Here is a 20,135-nt window from a genome sequence, read left to right on the forward strand (position 1 = left end):
GTCTGCCGTCATGCGTAACTCAGAAAAACAAGACCAATTAGTTCGAGCGTTTAAAGCGATCCTCAAAGAAGAAAAATTCAGTTCTCAAGGCGAAATAGTCGAAGCCCTACGTGCTCAAGGATTTGAGGGCATCAATCAATCGAAAGTCTCGCGCATGTTGACCAAATTCGGCGCTGTACGTACCCGTAACGCCAAGATGGAGATGGTCTATTGCTTGCCGATTGAGCTCGGTGTTCCGACCACTGGCAGCGCGTTGCGCGAGCTGGTGATGGAAATCGACTACAACGAGGCCGTGGTCGTGATTCATACCGGTCCAGGTGCCGCCCAATTAATTGCGCGTCTACTCGACTCACTCGGTAAGGCCGAAGGCATTTTAGGCGCTGTCGCCGGGGACGATACGATCTTTATCACCCCCACCCGAGGTACCAGCACAGAAGCGCTATTTGAAGCGATTTGTGACTTGTTCGAATACCATTATTGATTTTTTTATCAGGCAGCGTGACACCGCTGCCTGTCTGCCTTGTCTCATATTTGAAGCGCCCTCCCTAAGACAAAAGCGATAACATCTTTTTAATTTTTCTGTACCGCTCTGTTACTATCGGTTTTTAGTACTATCTGTTTTTAGCTGCTAACACACTGTCCACGCTTTCGTTGAGGGTCAATGAAAACGCGGGGAGCAGTGAGCTGCAGACTGGCCAATCACCACACCAGTGAAATAGGCCAAGTAGGCTTTTCTCGGGACACTGCCGCCGCATCAGCGGTGCATATGATAATAAGGACAAACTGCATGACGAAGACACATCAACCGTCTCCTGATGTGCAAGACATGGTGGCGCAAGCAGATACGGGTGCGCGCTCACCACATGGACTATCAGGACGTATTCTTTGGCTGGTACCACTTATCTGGTCCCTTTTTCAGCTTTGGTATGCGTCGCCACTTCCCTTTGCGCTCGATTTTGGCGTCCTCAATAATACACAAGCACGCTCACTCCACTTAGCGTTCGCGATGTTTTTGGCCTTCACTGCCTACCCCGCACGTAAAACATCGCCTCGCGACCGTGTACCTCTTCTAGATTGGATTTTTGCCCTTATCGGCAGCCTAGCCGCCGGGTATTTATTCTTATTTTACAATCAACTGGCCGATCGTGCCGGTGCCTATACTGCCTTCGATATTAGTGTTGCCGCGATCGGCATGGTATTGATGCTCGAGGCAACACGACGCGCTTTAGGGCCACCATTAATGGTGGTAGCCGCCGTTTTCTTGTTTTACACCTTTGCTGGCCCCCACATGCCCGATGTCATTGCCCACAAAGGCGCCAGCCTTAATAAGGCGATGTCGCATCTGTGGCTAACCACTGAAGGGGTGTTCGGGGTTGCATTGGGCGTCTCTACCTCATTCGTTTTCCTGTTTGTACTCTTTGGTGCCTTACTCGATCGCGCGGGCGCTGGGGGCTATTTCATCAAAGTGGCGTTCTCTTTACTGGGCCACATGCGCGGCGGTCCCGCGAAAGCCGCAGTAGTCGCCTCGGGCCTGTCCGGGTTAGTCTCAGGATCCTCGATTGCTAACGTGGTGACCACCGGCACCTTTACCATTCCACTGATGAAGCGGGTCGGTTTCCCAAGCCACAAAGCGGGGGCAGTAGAAGTGGCCGCGTCCACCAACGGTCAGCTCACACCGCCGATAATGGGGGCCGCCGCCTTCTTGATGGTGGAGTACGTAGGGATTTCTTATGTCGAAGTGATCAAAGCTGCCCTGCTCCCGGCGTTGATTTCCTACATTGCGCTGATTTACATCGTCCATTTGGAAGCTTGTAAAGCGGGTATGGAAGGCTTGCCGCGCCGCCACTCTAGTACGGTATTGCAAAAGCTCTTTTCCTTTATGACGGTATTTGTTGGGCTATTAGTGCTCAGCGCAGCGGTCTATTACGGCATTGGCTGGACCAAAGACGTATTTGGTAGCATGGCCACCGTGGTGATCGGCATACTGACCCTAATTGCGTATGTTCTTCTGGTGCGCTATTCCGCCCGCTACAAGTCTGAAGCCGCCGAAGATCCAGCGGCCACGGATTTATCAGAGGTGCCAGAGCCAGGCCCTACCGTTCGCTCCGGGTTGTATTACTTGCTGCCAATTGGCGTGCTGGTTTGGTGTTTGACCGTCGAGCGTTTTTCACCCGGCCTATCAGCGTTCTGGGCGACTATTTTTATGATTTTTATCATAGTGACCCAGCGTCCACTGATCGCCTACTTTAATCAACGCACCAACTTCAAAGAAGAAATTCGAGAAGGGGGCGTTGATCTGCTCGAAGCCTTTGTCACTGGCGCGCGCAACATGATTGGCATCGGTGTCGCCACGGCGGCTGCCGGGATCGTTGTCGGCACCGTGACTCTAACCGGCATTGGTTTGGTCATGACCGATTTTGTCGAGCTAATTTCTGGCGGTAATATCTTCTTGATGTTGCTCTTTACGGCAGTGATCAGCTTACTGTTAGGCATGGGGCTACCGACCACGGCAAACTATATTGTGGTTTCTACACTGATGGCCCCTGTCATTGTGACCTTGGGGGCACAACAAGGGCTGATTATTCCGCTTATTGCCGTGCACCTTTTTGTGTTCTACTTCGGGATTCTCGCCGATGACACGCCACCGGTCGGTCTCGCCGCTTTCGCGGCCGCGGCCATTGCTAAATCGGATCCGATTCGTACCGGTGTACAAGGCTTTACCTACGATATTCGTACCGCCATTTTACCTTTCATGTTTATCTTCAACACTCAGTTGTTGTTGCTCGACCTCGACGGTCCTTTCCACCTGATATTGACCATTATTTCCGCGACCATTGCGATGCTGGCTTTCTCTGCCGCAACTCAAGGGTGGTGGATGACCAAAAATAAATGGTGGGAAACCGTATTGCTGTTGCTTATCACCTTCTCTCTATTCCGACCTGGTTTTTGGTGGGATGAAATCTATCCACCCACCACCAGCTACCCAGGAACAGAAATTATGCGCGTAGCCGAGCAACTGCCTGACGGAAAACCGCTGCAACTGGTAGTGGAAGGGGAAAACTTCTTTGGCGATCAGATTTCCAAACATGTGGTTTTGTCGGTAGATAGTCGCCTCGAAAGCGGCGATGCACGGGTACGTGATACCGGTTTGATACTGCGCGAAGAGGATAACTCATTACTGGTTGATAGGGTCCAATTTGGAAGCGATGCCGATAAGGCAGGGATCGACTTTGATTGGCAAATTAAAACCGTCACGGTGGATAACATCCGCCCGTGGAAAGAATGGGTTTTTGTGCCGACACTATTACTCTTGGCATTGCTAGGCTGGAATCAACGCCGTCGCATCCGCCAAGCCTAATGACAGGGGGCACGTGCGCGGCGCGTGCCCTTTTCTTTTTTTGATAGCAAAGGATATCGCTATGTATAAACACATTCTGGTTCCGGTCGATTTAAATGATGAGAGCTTCGCGGATAATGCGGTCGATCACGCTGCATGGCTGGCCAGTCAATCCGGCGCTAAGCTCCACCTTCTGACAGTCCTGCCGGGGATTCATAATTCCATGGTCGCCTCTTACTTCCCTGAAGAAGCTGCCAATAAAATGAAACGCGATATGAAGCGAAATCTGCAAGGATTTGCGGATAAATATGTTCCGAAAAACGTGGCCTGCCAGGTGTCTGTTGAAGAAGGCAAGCCTTACAAAGGGATTATCAAAACCGCCGAGCGCTTGGAGTGCGACTTGATCGTTATGCCAAGTCATAAGCGTTCTCGCGTCAACAAGATGATGTTAGGATCGGTGGCCGCGAAAGTGCTTGAAGGCGCTACCATGCATGTGATGGTACTCAAACCTTAGCCGATATCTGGCTGCTCGTTTAGGGCCACCCTCGTAAAGTGAAGGTTCAGGCCTTGCCTGAACCTGATTGATTATGCTTTATCGCGAGGGCGTTGGTCATACCCCCAGCGCGGCACCAAGGTTTGCGCCGCCCCTAAGTGGTCGAGAATGCGCGCCACCATAAAATCGACCAAGTCGTCAATAGACTGGGGTTGGTGATAAAAACCCGGCGCAGCAGGCATAATGGTGACGCCCATCTGCGATAGCTTGTGCATGTTTTCTAAATGCAGCGTTGAAAACGGCGTCTCGCGAACGACCAGTAACAATTGCCCCCGTTCTTTGAGCACCACATCCGCCGCCCGTTCAATCAAGTTATCGGATAGACCATGGGCAATCGAAGACAAGGATCCGGCCGAGCAGGGACAGACAATCATTTGCTTCGGCGCTGCCGAGCCCGAGGCGACCGGCGAAAACCAATCTTCTTTACCGCAAACGATCAGTTTATTGCTATCACATTGCAGATGTTCGGCTAATATTTTCTGTGCCGCTTGCGGGCCTGACGGGAGTTTCAACCCGTGTTCGGTCGCCAGCACCACGCGAGCGGCCGAGGATATCAGTAAAAAGACCTGATAATCTTGCGCAAGCAGGCACTCCAGTAACCGTAGGCCGTATGGCGCGCCTGACGCTCCTGTCCATGCCAGCGTGATACGCTTATCCGTCATGCTTTTCTCCTTTGTGACTCAACGCACTGAGCAACTTATCGTGAATACCACCAAAACCCCCATTACTCATGATCAACACGGTATCGCCCGGCAAGGCTTGCTCACTCAACGCGACAACCAGTGTGTTTATATCAGTGTGAATTTGCGTAGGTTGAGCACAATGATCCGCCACCGCATCGAGCGACCAATCGAGCCCTTGAGGCTGATATAAAAACACACTGTCCGCACTCGCCAGCGACGCGGCAAGCGTGTCTTTATGGACCCCTTGTTTCATGGTGTTCGAGCGCGGTTCTAATACGGCGAGAATACGCCCTGCGCCGACCTTGGCTCGCAAGCCCTCTAAGGTCAGTCGAATAGCAGTCGGATGATGGGCAAAATCGTCATATACCGTGACGCCAGCCCGCTCGCCACGCCACTCAAGCCGACGCTTAGTATTGATAAATCTCTCGAGCGATTGACAAGCCAGACCCGGGGTCACTCCCACATGACGCGCCGCTGATAACGCCATCAAAGCATTACGCACGTTATGATCACCGACCAAATCCCAGTTAACCGATCCCACGAGATCACCGGCAAAGTACACATCAAATTGGCTGCCAGCTGCGTCTTTTTTCACGCTTTGCCACTGGCCATCAGGCCCCGCATACACACACTCACTCCAACACCCCATTGCAAGTGTTTCAGCTACGTTGGGATCATCGGACGGCGCAATGATCTGGCCAATCCCCGGTACGGTGCGTATCACATGATGGAATTGCTTTTGAATAGCGGCCAGATCATCAAAAATGTCGGCATGATCGAACTCAAGGTTGTTGATAACCAAGGTTTTCGGTTGGTAGTGAATAAACTTGGAGCGCTTATCAAAAAATGCACTGTCGTATTCATCGGCCTCGACCACAAAAAACGGACTATCCCCCAAACGGGCTGACGCATTAAAATTGCTGGCCACGCCACCGATCAAAAATCCAGGCTGATAACCACAGTCTTCTAAAATCCACGCCAGCATGCTGGCGGTGGTGGTTTTTCCGTGTGTCCCTGAAACCGCTAATACCCAACAGTCTTGGAGTAAAAAATCATGCAGCCATTGCGGACCAGACGTGTAAGGCAAACCTTGATTGAGTACGGCTTCAACACAGGGATTCCCGCGGCTCATGGCATTACCAATCACCACTAAATCCGGCTTAGGTGTAAGCTGCGCAGGATCATAGCCTTCAATGATAGCAACCCCTTGGGATTCGAGTAAGGTACTCATTGGGGGATAAACCTGGCTATCTGAGCCTGTCACTTTGTGCCCCAATTGTTTTGCCAGCATGGCGGCTCCACCCATAAAGGTGCCGCAAATGCCTAAAATATGAATATGCATGGCCTTCACTGTATTGTTGGTTACCCAGCCGTTGGACGCGGGCCATTATTATGCCTTGGATTAACGCTTGGGTCTTATCGCTTGCGCGCATATGACATGGTTTTTTATGTCGCGATCACACTTCCCTGGCCTCATCCATTTCTTCAGTACGATTAAAAAGTCACGAGCGCTAGAATGACAACGATTTCAAGAGGCAGACCACTGCCCACTTAAATGCCATTGAATTAGAAAGACAGTTCATCATCACTAAGGATTGAGAATGCCCGACATTAAGACCCTCGGCGAATATATTGTTGAGAAGCAACACGCGTTCCCGCATGCCAGCGGCGACTTATCTTCTTTGCTTGCCTCGATTCGTCTCGCCGCCAAAATTGTCAACCGTGAGATCAACAAAGCGGGCTTGGTCGACATCGCCGGCGCTATCGGCACAGAAAACGCACAAGGTGAAGAACAACAAAAGCTCGACGTTTACGCCAACGAAAAGTTTAAAGCTGCGATGGAGGCTCGCGACCACGTTTGCGGTGTCGCGAGTGAGGAAGAAGATGAAGCGGTCATCTTCAACAAGCAACTGAATCGTAATGCTAAATATGTGGTATTGATTGACCCGCTTGATGGCTCATCAAACATTGATGTCAATGTCTCCGTCGGCACCATTTTCTCCATTTATCACCGTGTTTCACCGGTCGGCACCCCCCCTACCGAAGACGACTTCCTGCAACCGGGTCATCGCCAAGTGGCTGCCGGCTATATCATTTACGGCTCATCCACCATGTTGGTTTACACCACAGGTGATGGTGTGCATGGTTTTACCTATGATCCATCGCTGGGTCTGTTTTGCCTCTCTCACGAGAATATGACCGTTCCTAAAGAGGGAACGATTTACTCAATTAACGAAGGCAACTACATCAAGTTCCCGCAGGGCGTCAAAAAATACATCAAATACTGTCAAGAAAACGTCCCTGACGAGAAACGGCCGTATACGTCACGCTACATTGGCTCTTTGGTGGCCGATTTTCACCGTAATCTGCTAAAAGGTGGCATTTACTTGTACCCGAGTACCCTAGCTTATCCAAATGGTAAATTGCGGTTGCTGTATGAGTGCAACCCCATGGCGTTTATTATCGAGCAGGCCGGCGGTAAAGCCACGGATGGGATGCAGCGGGTGATGGACATTGAACCCAAAGAACTTCATCAGCGCGTTCCCTTCTTCGTTGGCTCTAGTAATATGGTGGATAAAGTCGGCGAATACCTGGAAACCTATCCTGATCATGAAGACAATTAACGCGTATTAGCAAAAAGAATGCCGCGCTTTTTTATGATGACGAGGCGACCTGGTAGGTCGCCTCTGTTATTTTCACGCTTGGCGGTTATAATTGGCACACACTGTTTGATTTAACAAAAGGACATTCCATGAGCCTGAACCAGGTCCCTGCGGGCAAAGATCTGCCTGAAGATATTTATGTGGTGATTGAGATCCCAGCGAATGCTGATCCAATCAAGTACGAAGTGGACAAAGATAGCGGTGCGGTATTCGTCGATCGCTTTATGTCTACCCCAATGTTTTACCCATGTAACTATGGTTATGTAAACCATACCTTGTCACTTGACGGTGACCCGGTAGACGTACTGGTTCCAACCCCATTCCCTCTCGTACCCGGTTCAGTGATCCGCTGCCGTCCAGTGGGTGTGCTAAAAATGACCGACGAGTCTGGTGAAGATGCCAAAGTTGTCGCAGTGCCTCATAGCAAGCTGACCAAAGAGTACGATCACGTGAAAGACGTGAACGATCTGCCTGAGCTACTCAAAGCACAAATCACGCATTTCTTCGAGCGTTACAAAGAACTTGAAGCCGGCAAGTGGGTCAAAGTCGATGGCTGGGCCGATGCACAAGCTGCAAAAGACGAAATCCTGTCTTCTTTTGAGCGCGCACAGAAATAATCGAGCGTGTAACTGAGACAGCAAAGGCCCGCTCTATCAGCGGGCTTTTTTATTTAATCTCAAACTGATAAAGCACATCGACCGCTTGGTCAACACCCGACACAGCTTCTAGGTAAAGGTCTTTCATTAAACGATAGCGCACAGTAAATACCCCAATCGCATCAAAGATCCCGACCCCATATTTCACTTCCAAATCCGGTAAAATATAGCCTGACACTTCGACCTTTTGTTCGTCGCCGGCACCCGCGGTATCTAAGGTGAGATCCTCAACACCAAAGGCCTGGCCGATCTCTCCTACCAATTTTCCGCTTTGCGCTAACCCAATACCAATCAGCATCGAGGTCATATTGGCATCGCCGGCGCCAGCATCCAGCGCTCGGCCACGCAATAGATAAGATAAGGCATTCGCCTGCGAGCCAGCCGGATCCATAAATATATCCGCGACCGGATCATCGGCCGGGCCACTCAAGCGAATACCTGCGATCACATCTCCCTCTATTCGCTCTGGGTTACGAATCGCTTCCACTTGCAGGTAGGGTTGGTCGGCGGGGCCATTAAACAAGATTTCCCCTTTGCGGATAATCAAGTCTTGCCCGAACGAGCGATACGTTCCGTCCAGTAAGCTGACATTCCCGACAATTAATACACCTTGCGGGTTGTTTTTGATATTCAGTTCACCGGATAAGCGCGACTTTAAACCAAAGGCTGCGAGACTAACGTCATCCCCCAGCGCTAACTTTACATCGGTGACTAGGTTAAACGGCATCGGCTCGTCTTGTTCTGCACTTTTTGGCGTATAGTCTTGGTTTAACAGCACCGTATCGTCTGACACCGTCACCGCTGACGCAGGTAAGTTTTCGACTTCTATCCGTCCCCAAGGCACATGAATATCACCACGAATCGCGAACTGGTCAGGCGTCGCAGAGACGGTAAGATCTGGCGCGACATCGAGCTTTACCATTGGGGGAAGGTTAACACGTAACGTATCACCCGATACATTCAAGCCAAATTGCCAATCATCAATGCGGGGCCATTGGCCATCGCCTTTTAGTGTTAGCGGACCCTCAGGCGTGATTAACTGCCCGTCCAGTTGCCCTTGTTGCCCATCAACCGTCAGAGCCAATTGCCCGTTATCTATATCCACCGGTGACGATAAGCCTTTCATCCGCAGCCCACTGACCGTCATGCCGCCATACACTTGCGGTAACGTTAGCAGGCCTTCAAGACGTAAATTCGCATTCACTTCACCATTCATATCCGCTTGTTTATCGTTTCCGAGCAAGGGCTCAAGCTTGGCCAATTGCACAGCAGTCACGGTAAGGTCGCCAGTAATCGTAGGTGTAGGGGCCAATAAATCGGTTAGGGTAAAGCCAGACGCAAGGGTGCCACCATCATCCAACGTCAGAGCAAGCGCTCCTTGTAATTGGTCATTGTGCCAGCGTGCATCCATGTTCGCGTGTTGCCAGTCAATGACCAGTGGCCTCTCTGTTTGCTGACGCAGTGTACCGTCGGTGATATCAATCGAGGCGCGTACATCTGGCGAGGCGTCAGGCTGCCATCGAGCGTGAACGGCTGCATTGGCACGTGTTTCAACGTGCCATTCCGGCGGCATGAACGCCGCAATTTGCTTCGCATCAAACCCTTCAATATTGGCAACGACCTCTCCTTGCTCACCAATATAGGCCGGTTGTGATAAGCATAAAGAAGTGGCTTGCCACTGCCAGCAATGCTCGCCGACCTGGGTTTGCGTATCGGCGAAAGTAAACGCAATGGGCGCCGCGGTTTGCTGCACGATGTCGCCAATGTCTTCTACATTCACCCGCGTATCGAGCAGTTGCCCTTGCCAACCGGACTCGCGCGCCAACGCACCTTGAATACGTAGCACGCCAGAGGTAGGAACGCCTTGCCAGCGTAAATCCAGCTGATGCTCGGCTTCATCACCGCGGACGGTAAGATCTAAGTTCTCTAAACGCAGCGTTTGATAGCGCCCTCCCAGCACAGACACATTCAGGTTGCCACCTAAGGTATCCTTGAAGGCCAGCGCGCCGTCTAAGGTAAGCTGATTGATGCGAAGATCTTGCCAGCGCAACTGCTTGGCATCGACGGCCAGTTTGGCATTGGGATGGGCAAAGGGCCCACTCAGACGCGCATCGCCACGAATCACACCGGTTAACATCGGTAATGATTGGGACAGGTCAGCAATATCCACCGATAGCCCCATTTTCCACTCGTCACGCACTTGCCCTTGCGCAGTAATACGGTTAGGACCGTGGGAAAGCGTCAGACCGGAGGTAGAAACGCTAGGTTGCCCATCGCCATCACGATCATGGGCATTAAGCGCGCCAGACACTGAAAGGGGTAATTGCTGAAGCTCACCATGAACGACCAAGGTTGGCATAGACACATCCCAGCCACCTTGTGGGGTTAATCGTCCACGATGGCTCACTGCGCCGGTGAGATCACCATTCACCTCAGGCCATTGCCGCTGAGGTTGAATATGGGCAAAGCCTAACTCGGCTTGCCAAAAAGGCACGCTGGACCAATCCACGCTGGCGCGCCCAGCAACAGTACCACCGAGTGTTTGTGCCTCAAATTGCGAGAGCTTGAGCGCCGAGAGGCTACCTTGCCCGGCAAGGTTTAGTTGTGTTTTCGGCACCTCAGGACCGTCGACGTCACTTTGTAGCCCCAGCTGATAGTCAGATAAGTCACCATCGGCGTGAAAGTGTAGCTCGCGTAATGCCGCGATCGCTTTCCCCGTCAGCGGCCACGCCAATGCCTCGCTATCCAATTGCACGGCAAAAGGTAAGTTCGGTGCCAGCACGTTTGCTTCTCCCTCAAGCGTCGCCGTCACCGGGCCGCGCGCGCTCACGTTTAGCTTAAGCGCGGCAAGACTTCCTGAGGCCGACAGCGATAAAGCTTGGCCTTGGAGCGGTGCCAATTTCGTGGTCAACTGTGTTTCTAAGGTCAGTGGGTACTCACCTTCCAACAAGATATCGCCAGAAAGCTTAGCCGTGCCCTGAGGGGCAGCCACCGAAAAATGGTCAATCGTCACCGCACTGCCTTTGACGGCGCCGACGAGATCTAACGAAGAAAAAGTATGTACTGTACCGTCGTCAATACGAGTATCGCGTAGGCTAAATTGCTCAACATTGATATTTAGCGGCACATGAATAGACGGCAAGCGGAGCCCTGGATAATGAAAAGGGGCACTCGAGGCGTCGCTATCAGGTTTACCAACCGCACGGTCAGTATTTTCTTGATCACTGTCGTTGGTGGGCAGGGTAACCACCAGCTGCTGCCACTCTGTGGGCGATAAGGTTAAGGTGTCTCCCTCGACATGCACACCGCCTTGGAGCTGCTGCCAGTCAATCGCCTGTCCCGCCACCTGAATCGCCACATCATTGAATGCAAACGCGTTAATATGTATCGGTAGCGGCGATTGGATCCTCGCGGTAGACGGCTCGGCGGCGGTGTTGTCATCGCTTGGCGGGAAATTAAGTGCAAGCGTTACCCCTTCAGCCGCCAGTTGTTCGACACAGATTGATGGGGTAAGTAAGCACTTACCTTTTATCTCAATCCCCAGCTTATTAGCGACCAATTGGATTTGCTCATCCTGATATTGCAGACCACGAAGCTCAAAGCCGGTCAGCAAAGTGCCCTCGGCTTGATCAAGCGATAATGCAGGTACAGCTTTCTGTGCCCCCCACACTCCAATTTGTAACCCGATCGGCGTAAATAAGGTGGTGGACACCAAACCTACCAGCGCAAATATCGTGATTAACAGAATCAAAGTTAATCTAACCAACCACCGACTCATAATTCAGGCCCCAACGTCAGGTGCACACGAAAGTCGTCATCGTCATTATCAAAACCATGGGCGACATCAAGGCGAATCGGGCCCACCGGTGATGACCAACGAATGCCTGTCCCGGCTGCGCGCTTCCATGACAAATGGTTGGTCCATGCATCGCCGCCGTCAGCAAACAACGCCCACCACCAATTGCCACCAAGACGATACTGATATTCTAAAGTCCCGGTTAACATATAGCGTGCACCACTTAACTGACCGCTGTCATCGACCGGCGAGACGGTTTCATAGCCATAACCACGAATGCTGTTATCCCCCCCAGCGAAAAAGCGTAATGATGGTGGTGCTTCACGAAACTCCTCGGAAATCAGGGCGCCACCATCGACCCGGAGTAAGCCACGATGATTCTTATTTAAACTGCGAATCCAAGCACTACGACCTTGAAGTCGCAGCAAGCTAATATCCGACAGCCACGCGGGATCGGCTGCCTCCAGCGTCAGTGATTGCTTGTCTCCCCAATGCGGCATCAGACCACCACGCACGCGCGTTCGGGTAACGTTGACGCCCGGCAGCACCACGCTGACGATATCTTCATCTTGCCCTTGGCTATAGTTTTCGTACAGCCAGCGCAGCGATACACTGCGCTGCCAGCCGGTATCATAAAGCCAGTGTCGGGAGACAGAGGTCGTCGCTTCAAAACTGGTGGTATCGCGTTGGTCTGTATTTTTTAACCCCAGCTGAACTTGATAATATTCCCGTGAAACATCGTCAAGCGGCACTTTATAGGTAGAAGTAAGGGTTTGCTCTGGCTGAGAAACCGCCAGTGATGTGCTCAGGCTATGCCCCCTTGAATTATACCAAGGCTTACGCCAATTAAGCTTAAGACGCGGACCAATGTCGGTGGAATACCCCACCCCAGTTTCAAACTTGTTGCGCGCTTCCGGGGTCAACATCACCTTGATCGGCACTTCATTGTCCTCGGCGTCTTCCATATCCGCTTGGACTAATGCACTGGCAAACCAGCCCGTATTTGCTAACGCTTGGTTAAACTCGCCTAAGTCAGTAACTTGATAGAGATCACCTGGTGAAAAATCTCGCAGTGTATCAAGTCGCTTATGCTGGATTTGCGAGCCTTGATAATCGATCGCACCAAAATGATAACGCTTGCCACTGGCAAAATGCAGACGAATAAAGGCTTGCTGGCGGTCAGGCGCAACTTCGAGCCGGGCTTGCGTAAAACGACCATCAAAATAGCCCTTTTTCACGGCTAAGCTCTGGATCTGACTTTTGAGTGACTCATAATCACTGTGATTGAGCCGATGACCAGGTTGCGGTCCTTTCGCTTTAAGCGAATGAAAGTCATCATCCATCGCAGCTTCACCGGAAAAGACGACATCGACTTGCGCCACGTTGACCGGGGGGCCAGGATTAACGGAGACAACCAGGGTATCGCCCTCTGGCTCGTTCAGCGTGATTTTTGGCTGATAGTAGCCTACTGCCTGGAGTGCTTGTCGGACATCGCGCTCGACACGCGCCTTAAACCGATACGACCCATCGCGTTCTTCGGGCGCGATCGCCGCCAAATAGGTTGCTACATTTTGTTGCGCCTCCCCCTCGAGTCCTTGGAGCTCAACGTCGAGGCTCGCGCGTACCCAGCTAGGTAGCAGTAAAAAAGCGATCGCAATAAGGGAGAGTTTACGTATCTTCATGCAATGAGAACCATTACTAGGGTGCCGCTCAACAAAATTGATGATATCTTGCCATATTACGCGTTGAGCTGGGCTTGATGCTAGCGCCATTCACATCAGTCCACACCCAAAGCGGTTTCATACAACACATAACGCTTTTCATCACAGCAGTAAAAGGATGCCTATGTCGATGCAATCTTCGTTCAGCCAACCCGATAATGCGATTGCGGATCGTGCTGATGCCATCACGCCCACCGAGCCACATGCCGTATTTGGGCAACCTATCACAACGGCCCCAGCGAACGGTCAGAAACAGGTCATTTTAGGGATGGGCTGTTTTTGGGGAGCGGAACGCAAACTCTGGCAACAACCAGGTGTAGTCATGACCTCTGTTGGCTACTGCGGTGGGGTAACACAACACCCGCGCTATCAAGATGTCTGTACGGGTCAAACAGGCCACGCCGAAGTGGTTAATGTCATTTTTGACCCGAGTGTCACCAGTCTGGACGCTTTATTGACGATCTTTTGGGAAAACCACGATCCAACTCAAGGGTTGCGCCAAGGTAATGACGTGGGCCCACAGTACCGTTCAGCCATTTATTACTGTGATCCTGCCGATCGCGCGACGGTAGAAGCCAGCTTTGCCGCCTATCAAGCCGCTTTAAAAGCAGCGGGCAAGTCGGATGCCGTCACCACAGAGATCGCCCCCGCAGGTACTTATTTCTTAGCAGAAACAGACCATCAGCAGTATCTGCACAAAAACCCCCAAGGCTACTGCGGCTTGGGTGGCACCGGCGTTTGCTTCCCGCCACAATAGTCTGAAGGCACGCAAAAGTCTGAAGACACGCAAACTCAGAGATAAAAAAAACACGTCATTAGACGTGTTTTTTCTGCATCGCACGTTTTTTATGCGGTGATGGCCATCGATTTAATTTCTTTATTTACTTCGGTCATGACCGAGAGTGCACGTTTATCACTGTGTCCTGGAGGTAGCAAACGCCCACCATCAAACTCAAACGCGCCGACACCTTCAATATAAAGTCGGCCCTTAAAAAATCGTTTCACATATCGCGCAATCTGGGTTGGTCGATATTGACGAAAGATGCGAAGCATAGGGATCCCTTTATTTCTCAACCAAGTCTGATGAACAGACCGAAACAGTAACAACGCTCTTTCACCGTTTCTTGGTAAATTATGTGTTACCACCTTGGAGTACCGAATATTATCTGGCAATCTCCACGTATAAAGCTAAGCAAGCAAAGTGCCATCTTATTCTGATGACAAGCACAGAATTAGAGCCTACTTGGCACGAAAAGTTCCTACCTTAGATCAATACGCGTGCTTTGAAGTGACGATCACTGGATAAAACTCCGATCTCGCGCACGGATTAACCCTTGGCACTTGGCACAACGCACTGTCTGGCGTAACCATAGATAACTTGGCACCGAATGCCAAATAATGACCACAGACATGGATGATAAAGAATGAACAAAACCCTACTTGCTCTCACTTTTGCGTTATTCACAGGCACCAGTTGGGCGCACACGATCCAAAACGGTGCACCTTTACCGTCAGCCAAGGTCGCCGAGCACGGCGAACTAACCTTGAATGGCGACGATATCGTTTATCAAGCTTGGCAAACCGAACAGTTGCAGGAAAAAGTACGCGTGATCCAAGCTATTGCTGGACGCAGTAGCGCCAAAGAAATGAACGCCCCCCTCATGGCGGCAATTACCGCCGCGGATTTTGACGATGCACGCTATCAAACCACCACCATCATCAATCAAGATGATGCCATGTGGGGAACTGGCGGCTTTGTAAAATCGTCAGCCGAAGACAGTAAACGCGAATTTAGCTGGTCATCGATTGTGCTCGACGAAAATGGCAGTGTCGCAGAGGCATGGCGCTTAAAAGAAGAGAGCTCGTTGATTGCCGTACTGGATGACAAAGGCATGGTGCGTTTTGTAAAAGAAGGCAAGCTAAACGAGGATGAAGTGAATCAAGTTGTCAGCTTGGTGACAGAGCTGGTAAACCAATAATCATATCGCGGGCAAGGCCCGCGCTTTCATTTCAGACTTGGCGTTCAAGGCTACAATTGTTATGTTATCACATTACTTAATAACCTCATGGACGTCTGGATGACTCGGCGAGTGCTCGTCAACCTGCTATTTGTATTGGTGCTTAGCCAAGCCGGACTGTGGGCGCACCATCAAGTCGACACCTTAGCTCCGAGCCATCACAGTGAGCATTGTGGTGTCTGTCATCTCATCCCACCAGCAATACTGGCTTCCAGTATCGTGACACCGACGCCCACCTATGCCGCCAATACCCTCATCGTTTGGTCAAAACCTCAGCGAGCTTATCGTACCGCTATAGCCTTTTCGGCGCGCGCCCCACCGAGTGAAATAAATGCCTTCATTATCTAATTCATTTATTCACGAGGAGAAACCACATGAAAGCTCGTTTATTACCCAGCGTTATCACTATGGCCATCGCGACCACCTCTGCAGCAACATTAGCCGATGAAGCCAGCTATCAGTCGTTCGATGCCCACGTCCACGGGGAGGTGGCACTGAGCCTCGCCCAAGACGGTGAGCGCGTATTCATTGAATTAACGGCCCCGGGACACGATGTGGTCGGCTTTGAACACCAGCCTAAAAACGCCGCCGACCAGCAAGCGGTCGAAGATGCCTATGCGCTTCTGCGTGATGGTGGAAAACGCTTCCAACTTGCTGAAGCGGCGAATTGCCAGCTTGCCGAGACCAAAGTCACTAGCAGTTTTGACGACTACGACGAGCATCACAACCATGAGGAGCATCATGGTCACGACGAACACCATGACCACGACGAACACCATGACCACAATGAACACCACGGTCATGACGAGCACCATAACCACGACGAGCACCACGGCGACGACGAGCATGATGCTCACCATGACGACCATCATGGGCATGATCAGGGTAACCACAACACTTTATCCGTGAACTACCAATTCGTTTGCCAAAACCCACAAGCCTTCACCGAATTGAAAACGGATTGGTTTAGCCTGTTCCCCAACACAGAAGCCATCAAAATTCAGGCCGTTACCGATGATAAGGTCTGGGTTGATACCTTGATTCGTGCTAAGTCGCACATCCAGTGGTAGTGAAAAAAGGAGGCGGGGCGCATCCAGTGCCCCTGTCAGGCATGATAACCATCAAACAACTAGGTTTTACGTGGCCCGAGCAGTCGCAACCGATCTTAGACATCGATAGCTTTGCGATCGGTAAAGGCGAGCATATATTTTTACAAGGTCCCAGCGGCAGTGGTAAATCCACCCTGCTAAGCCTGATTGCGGGTATTCATATCCCCCAGACAGGTACACTGACGGTCAATCATCAAGCGCTAACGGCACTGAATGATCGCGAGCGTGATCAATTCCGTGCTAACCATATTGGTTATATTTTTCAGCAATTTAATCTGCTGCCTTATTTATCGGTGATCGATAATGTCACCGTGCCGCTGCGCTTCTCTCACCTGCGTCGTCAGGCGTTGACACGATCGCCTCATCAAGAGGCCGCCACCTTGCTCGACCAATTGGGCTTACCCACAAACTGCCACCACCAGCCGGTCACCGCGCTGAGTATCGGCCAGCAACAACGGGTCGCGGCGGCGCGGGCGCTGATTGGTGCGCCGGCGTTAATTATCGCTGACGAGCCGACTTCTGCGCTCGACGCTGACACCCGCAACACCTTTATTCAGTTGCTTCAAGACCGCTGCCGAGAAGCCAACAGCAGCTTATTGTTTGTCAGCCATGACAGTCAATTAGCGCCCTTGTTTGACCGTGATGTCTCGCTTCCCGCGCTGAATCGCGCCATGCGTCGCAAGGAGAATCAGCAATGATTTCGCTATTGGGACTCGCAGGGAAAAGCCTGAAAAATCGCCGCGCCACCGCATTGCTTTCTTTGCTGACCGTCACCATCGCCGTGGTGCTGTTACTCGGCGTCGAAAAGGTGCGCACGCAAGCGAAGGCCAGCTTTGCCAACACCATTTCCAACACCGATTTAATTGTGGGCGCCCGTTCCGGCTCCATTAATTTGCTGCTCTATTCCGTGTTTCGAATTGGTAACGCCACCAACAATATCGGCTGGGAAAGTTATCAGCGCCTTCGCGAGCACTCAGATGTGAGTTGGACCATCCCCATTTCACTCGGGGATTCTCACCGTGGCTTTCGCGTGCTCGGCACCAGCAATGATTACTTTTCCCATTATCAATATGGTCAAAAACAACCACTCGTCTTTCGCCAAGGCGGCCCATTTTCCGGTCTATTTGATACCGTGATTGGCGCCCAAGTGGCGAAAGATCTGGGATACAAAATGGGCGATAACCTAGTGATTGCTCATGGACTGGCCGATAAAAGCTTTAATCAACACGACAATTTGCCATTTACTGTCACCGGTATTTTGGCGCCCACCGGCACGCCCGTCGACCGCAGTGTGCATGTGTCGCTCGAAGCCATAGAAGCGATTCATGTCGGCTGGGAAAGTGGCGCACGACTCGGCCAAGGCCTCACTCAAGCCCAAGCACAGCAGCGTGAATTACAGCCCGAGCAACTCACTGCAGTCATGGTGGGTCTGAACAGTAAAATCAAAACGTTTGCCGTCCAGCGTTGGGTCAATACTTATCCACGCGAGCCATTGACTGCCATCATGCCCGGCATTGCCTTGCATGAGCTATGGGGCATGATGCGCGTGGGCGAGCAAGCGCTATTAGTGATCGCTGGATTTGTCGCCGTCGCTGGATTATTAGGCATGCTCTCTAGCCTGCTCACCAGCCTGAACGAGCGTCGACGAGAAATGGCCATTTTACGGGCAATGGGCGCACGTCCGGTACATATTATTCTGCTGTTGATCAGTGAGGCGGTTGCCATCACCCTGGCGGGTATCATCTTAGGTGTGCTACTGCTTTATGGCGGTCTCGCGCTCACCCAGCCCTATATTATCAGTGAATTTGGCCTGTTCTTACCGCTCGACTGGCCCTCTTATTATGAATGTTTGTTAATGGTCGGCGTGTTTATCGCTGGTCTCGTGGTCGGCTTAATTCCCGCTTGGCGCGCGTACCGACAAACACTGTCCGACGGCATGACAATGAAGGTATAACCCATGAAAAAACGGATAACGCTCCATCTTATCGCCTTGCTTAGCGGCCTTTTGAGTTCGCTTGCTTGGGCAAGCAGTGAACCACTCATGCTCGATTGGATAGATTTGGTTCCTGAGCACGAACGGGCACAGTTTGATAGCCGCGGCATGCCAGACATTAGCCACGACGGTGATAACCCGCAAAGCTTGGTCGGATCGGTTCGCCCTGAACTCAATAATAGCCAAGTTAAAATCCCCGGCTTTGTGATCCCGTTAGAAGGTGACGATCAACGGGTGACCGAATTCTTGCTGGTCCCTTTTCTTGGCGCCTGCATCCATGTGCCACCCCCACCGCCCAATCAAATTATTTACGTAAAGTTTGCCGATGGCGCGCCGATTCAAGAACTATGGGATGTGGTTTATGTCGAAGGGACACTCAATACTGAGCATGTCAGTCATGACTTGGCAGAGGTAGGATATGTACTGCAAGGTACAACGCTAAGCGCCTACGACGACGGATAGATTTCTATCAATCAGTGAGCTTGATCGGCGCCGACACCATTGTCAGACAATATAATGAGACAATATCGCTAGTGCGCCGATATAAATGGCGATCAACAGTAAATTGATGGAGTTAGGTTTTTGCCWTCGCACACGCATCCCTACGCTTAATAGATAACACCATAATGTTAACAAATTTAATCATTAATTAACATATTTGCCAGCATAAAATTTTGCTGACAATCAGTGTGAGAACCGCATGGCAGAGCAAGAAAAACCCGTGGTCGTCGACGCCCACCCACAGAAACGGCAACACCAAGATCACAGCTATAAAGAAGATGCCGATCTACGCGGCAGTAAAGGGCGACTAAAAGCGATTGCGAGCGAGTATCAGGTTGATGCTCGCTTACAAGACGTGGAGCAAGAGGATCTCGCCCATCGCAGCGCAAACCGCCAACGCCAGGTGATGCAAAAGCAACAAGCCAACCTCGAAGCGATCATTGCTCATACCTATGAAAGTTGTCACAGTGAAACGGCACAAACCCCCGATCCGGATTGGCTGGTACGCTTTTTCGACTTAGCCCGCAATATTCACGGCTATGCGATGCAACAGCTTTGGGCCAAGATCCTTAAACAGGAAATATTGCGTCCGGGAAGCACCTCGATCAAAGCACTCACCCTTTTAGAAACCATGACCCAGCGCGAAGCGCAAGCACTGCAACGCGCCTGTGCATTGTCCAGCACCTTTGGCCAAGACAGCACCAAAAAGCTAGTCACCGGTTTTCGCCGCCGCCAAGGCTTGGTGCAACTGCTACGCCCAGAGCCGCCCCATAAGCTCTCTCTGGGTCACTATCAACTGTCTTACACCGACTTAATGCTGTTGATGGACTTGGGGCTGATCCTGCGCACCGAGCTTGAATCTGGGATCATTGAGATGCATCCTGCCATGCCATTTACACTGCAAGACACCCAGTACATGCTCACTCCGCTCCACAAAGGGATGCGCCTGTATTATTACCGCTTTAGTCCCACCGGCCACGAGCTGGCTAAACTGGTCGGCAAACGCGTGCATCCCGACTACCACCACGCGATTTGTACCTTGCTCGCTGAAGGCTTTGAGATGCACAGCGACATTGGCGATACCGTCAACACCCATGCGTGATAC

At 51.5% G+C, this 20,135-nt stretch carries 18 protein-coding genes; 13 read left to right on the forward strand and 5 right to left on the reverse strand.

The features are described from left to right. Nucleotides 1-10 precede the first annotated feature (10 nt). The 3 genes from argR to BZG78_RS04730 all read left to right on the forward strand — a co-directional run bounded on the left by argR (nt 11) and on the right by BZG78_RS04730 (nt 3,851). On the forward strand, nt 11-481 hold the full coding sequence (gene argR / locus BZG78_RS04720) for a transcriptional regulator ArgR (RefSeq protein ID WP_077459970.1): 471 nt from the start codon (nt 11-13) through the stop codon (nt 479-481). A gap of 306 nt (nt 482-787) precedes the next feature. Further along, nucleotides 788-3,358: a TRAP transporter permease gene (locus BZG78_RS04725; protein ID WP_077660522.1), complete on the forward strand. Its 2,571-nt coding sequence runs from the start codon at nt 788-790 to the stop codon at nt 3,356-3,358. Nucleotides 3,359-3,419: 61 nt separating this feature from the next. Beyond that, nucleotides 3,420-3,851 (forward strand): universal stress protein, encoded by a 432-nt coding sequence (locus BZG78_RS04730; RefSeq protein WP_077660523.1) that lies wholly within the window; start codon nt 3,420-3,422, stop codon nt 3,849-3,851. Nucleotides 3,852-3,922: 71 nt separating this feature from the next. Here the strand turns inward: BZG78_RS04730 and BZG78_RS04735 are convergent, their stop codons facing one another. Both BZG78_RS04735 and mpl read right to left on the reverse strand, forming a co-directional pair. Beyond that, nucleotides 3,923-4,552, reverse strand: coding sequence for a flavin prenyltransferase UbiX (locus BZG78_RS04735; RefSeq protein WP_077660524.1), 630 nt, complete (start codon nt 4,550-4,552; stop codon nt 3,923-3,925). Further along, on the reverse strand, nt 4,542-5,915 hold the full coding sequence (gene mpl / locus BZG78_RS04740) for a UDP-N-acetylmuramate:L-alanyl-gamma-D-glutamyl-meso-diaminopimelate ligase (RefSeq protein ID WP_077660525.1): 1,374 nt from the start codon (nt 5,913-5,915) through the stop codon (nt 4,542-4,544). The genes BZG78_RS04735 and mpl overlap by 11 nt, the downstream gene beginning before the upstream one ends. 259 nt (nt 5,916-6,174) lie before the next feature. Between mpl and fbp the strand changes: the two genes are divergently transcribed. Both fbp and ppa read left to right on the forward strand, forming a co-directional pair. Next, nucleotides 6,175-7,197, forward strand: coding sequence for a class 1 fructose-bisphosphatase (gene fbp / locus BZG78_RS04745; protein ID WP_077459974.1), 1,023 nt, complete (start codon nt 6,175-6,177; stop codon nt 7,195-7,197). Between the two features lie 128 nt (nt 7,198-7,325). After that, a complete protein-coding gene (gene ppa / locus BZG78_RS04750) occupies nt 7,326-7,853 on the forward strand; it encodes an inorganic diphosphatase (RefSeq protein WP_077459975.1) in 528 nt (175 codons plus the stop codon). A gap of 49 nt (nt 7,854-7,902) precedes the next feature. Here ppa and BZG78_RS04755 read toward each other — a convergent pair whose 3' ends face one another. Both BZG78_RS04755 and BZG78_RS04760 read right to left on the reverse strand, forming a co-directional pair. Next, the gene (locus tag BZG78_RS04755; protein WP_199877162.1) at nt 7,903-11,658 is read right to left on the reverse strand and encodes a translocation/assembly module TamB domain-containing protein; all 3,756 of its coding nucleotides are present in this window, start codon (nt 11,656-11,658) and stop codon (nt 7,903-7,905) included. A gap of 8 nt (nt 11,659-11,666) precedes the next feature. Then, complete coding sequence (locus tag BZG78_RS04760; protein ID WP_077660527.1) at nt 11,667-13,370, reverse strand: autotransporter assembly complex family protein; 1,704 nt, start codon at nt 13,368-13,370, stop codon at nt 11,667-11,669. 163 nt (nt 13,371-13,533) lie between these two features. On the opposite strand from BZG78_RS04760, the gene msrA reads away from it, so the two are divergent. Then, the gene (gene msrA, locus BZG78_RS04765) at nt 13,534-14,166 is read left to right on the forward strand and encodes a peptide-methionine (S)-S-oxide reductase MsrA (RefSeq protein WP_241824026.1); all 633 of its coding nucleotides are present in this window, start codon (nt 13,534-13,536) and stop codon (nt 14,164-14,166) included. Nucleotides 14,167-14,255: 89 nt separating this feature from the next. Here msrA and BZG78_RS04770 read toward each other — a convergent pair whose 3' ends face one another. Then, nucleotides 14,256-14,462: a DUF1107 domain-containing protein gene (locus tag BZG78_RS04770; protein WP_077459979.1), complete on the reverse strand. Its 207-nt coding sequence runs from the start codon at nt 14,460-14,462 to the stop codon at nt 14,256-14,258. Between the two features lie 371 nt (nt 14,463-14,833). Here BZG78_RS04770 and BZG78_RS04775 point away from each other — a divergent pair, with 371 nt between their 5' ends. The 7 genes from BZG78_RS04775 to BZG78_RS04805 all read left to right on the forward strand — a co-directional run bounded on the left by BZG78_RS04775 (nt 14,834) and on the right by BZG78_RS04805 (nt 20,132). Beyond that, complete coding sequence (locus BZG78_RS04775; RefSeq protein ID WP_077660528.1) at nt 14,834-15,388, forward strand: YtfJ family protein; 555 nt, start codon at nt 14,834-14,836, stop codon at nt 15,386-15,388. A 99-nt stretch (nt 15,389-15,487) separates the two neighbouring features. Further along, complete coding sequence (locus BZG78_RS04780) at nt 15,488-15,775, forward strand: DUF2607 family protein (protein ID WP_077459981.1); 288 nt, start codon at nt 15,488-15,490, stop codon at nt 15,773-15,775. Nucleotides 15,776-15,801: 26 nt separating this feature from the next. Continuing rightward, complete coding sequence (locus BZG78_RS04785) at nt 15,802-16,497, forward strand: DUF2796 domain-containing protein (protein WP_077660529.1); 696 nt, start codon at nt 15,802-15,804, stop codon at nt 16,495-16,497. Between the two features lie 41 nt (nt 16,498-16,538). Further along, the gene (locus BZG78_RS04790) at nt 16,539-17,234 is read left to right on the forward strand and encodes an ABC transporter ATP-binding protein (RefSeq protein WP_077660530.1); all 696 of its coding nucleotides are present in this window, start codon (nt 16,539-16,541) and stop codon (nt 17,232-17,234) included. After that, nucleotides 17,231-18,490, forward strand: coding sequence for an ABC transporter permease (locus BZG78_RS04795; protein WP_077660531.1), 1,260 nt, complete (start codon nt 17,231-17,233; stop codon nt 18,488-18,490). The genes BZG78_RS04790 and BZG78_RS04795 overlap by 4 nt, the downstream gene beginning before the upstream one ends. A gap of 3 nt (nt 18,491-18,493) precedes the next feature. Next, nucleotides 18,494-18,991: a DUF3299 domain-containing protein gene (locus BZG78_RS04800; protein ID WP_021023528.1), complete on the forward strand. Its 498-nt coding sequence runs from the start codon at nt 18,494-18,496 to the stop codon at nt 18,989-18,991. A 238-nt stretch (nt 18,992-19,229) separates the two neighbouring features. Continuing rightward, nucleotides 19,230-20,132 carry a TIGR03899 family protein gene (locus BZG78_RS04805; RefSeq protein ID WP_077660532.1) on the forward strand — a complete coding sequence of 301 codons (903 nt, stop codon included), beginning with the start codon at nt 19,230-19,232 and terminating at the stop codon, nt 20,130-20,132. Nucleotides 20,133-20,135 lie beyond the last annotated feature (3 nt).

Origin of the sequence: Salinivibrio sp. MA351, assembly GCF_001996065.1 — a bacterium.
GTDB classification, from domain to species: Bacteria; Pseudomonadota; Gammaproteobacteria; order Enterobacterales; family Vibrionaceae; genus Salinivibrio; species Salinivibrio costicola.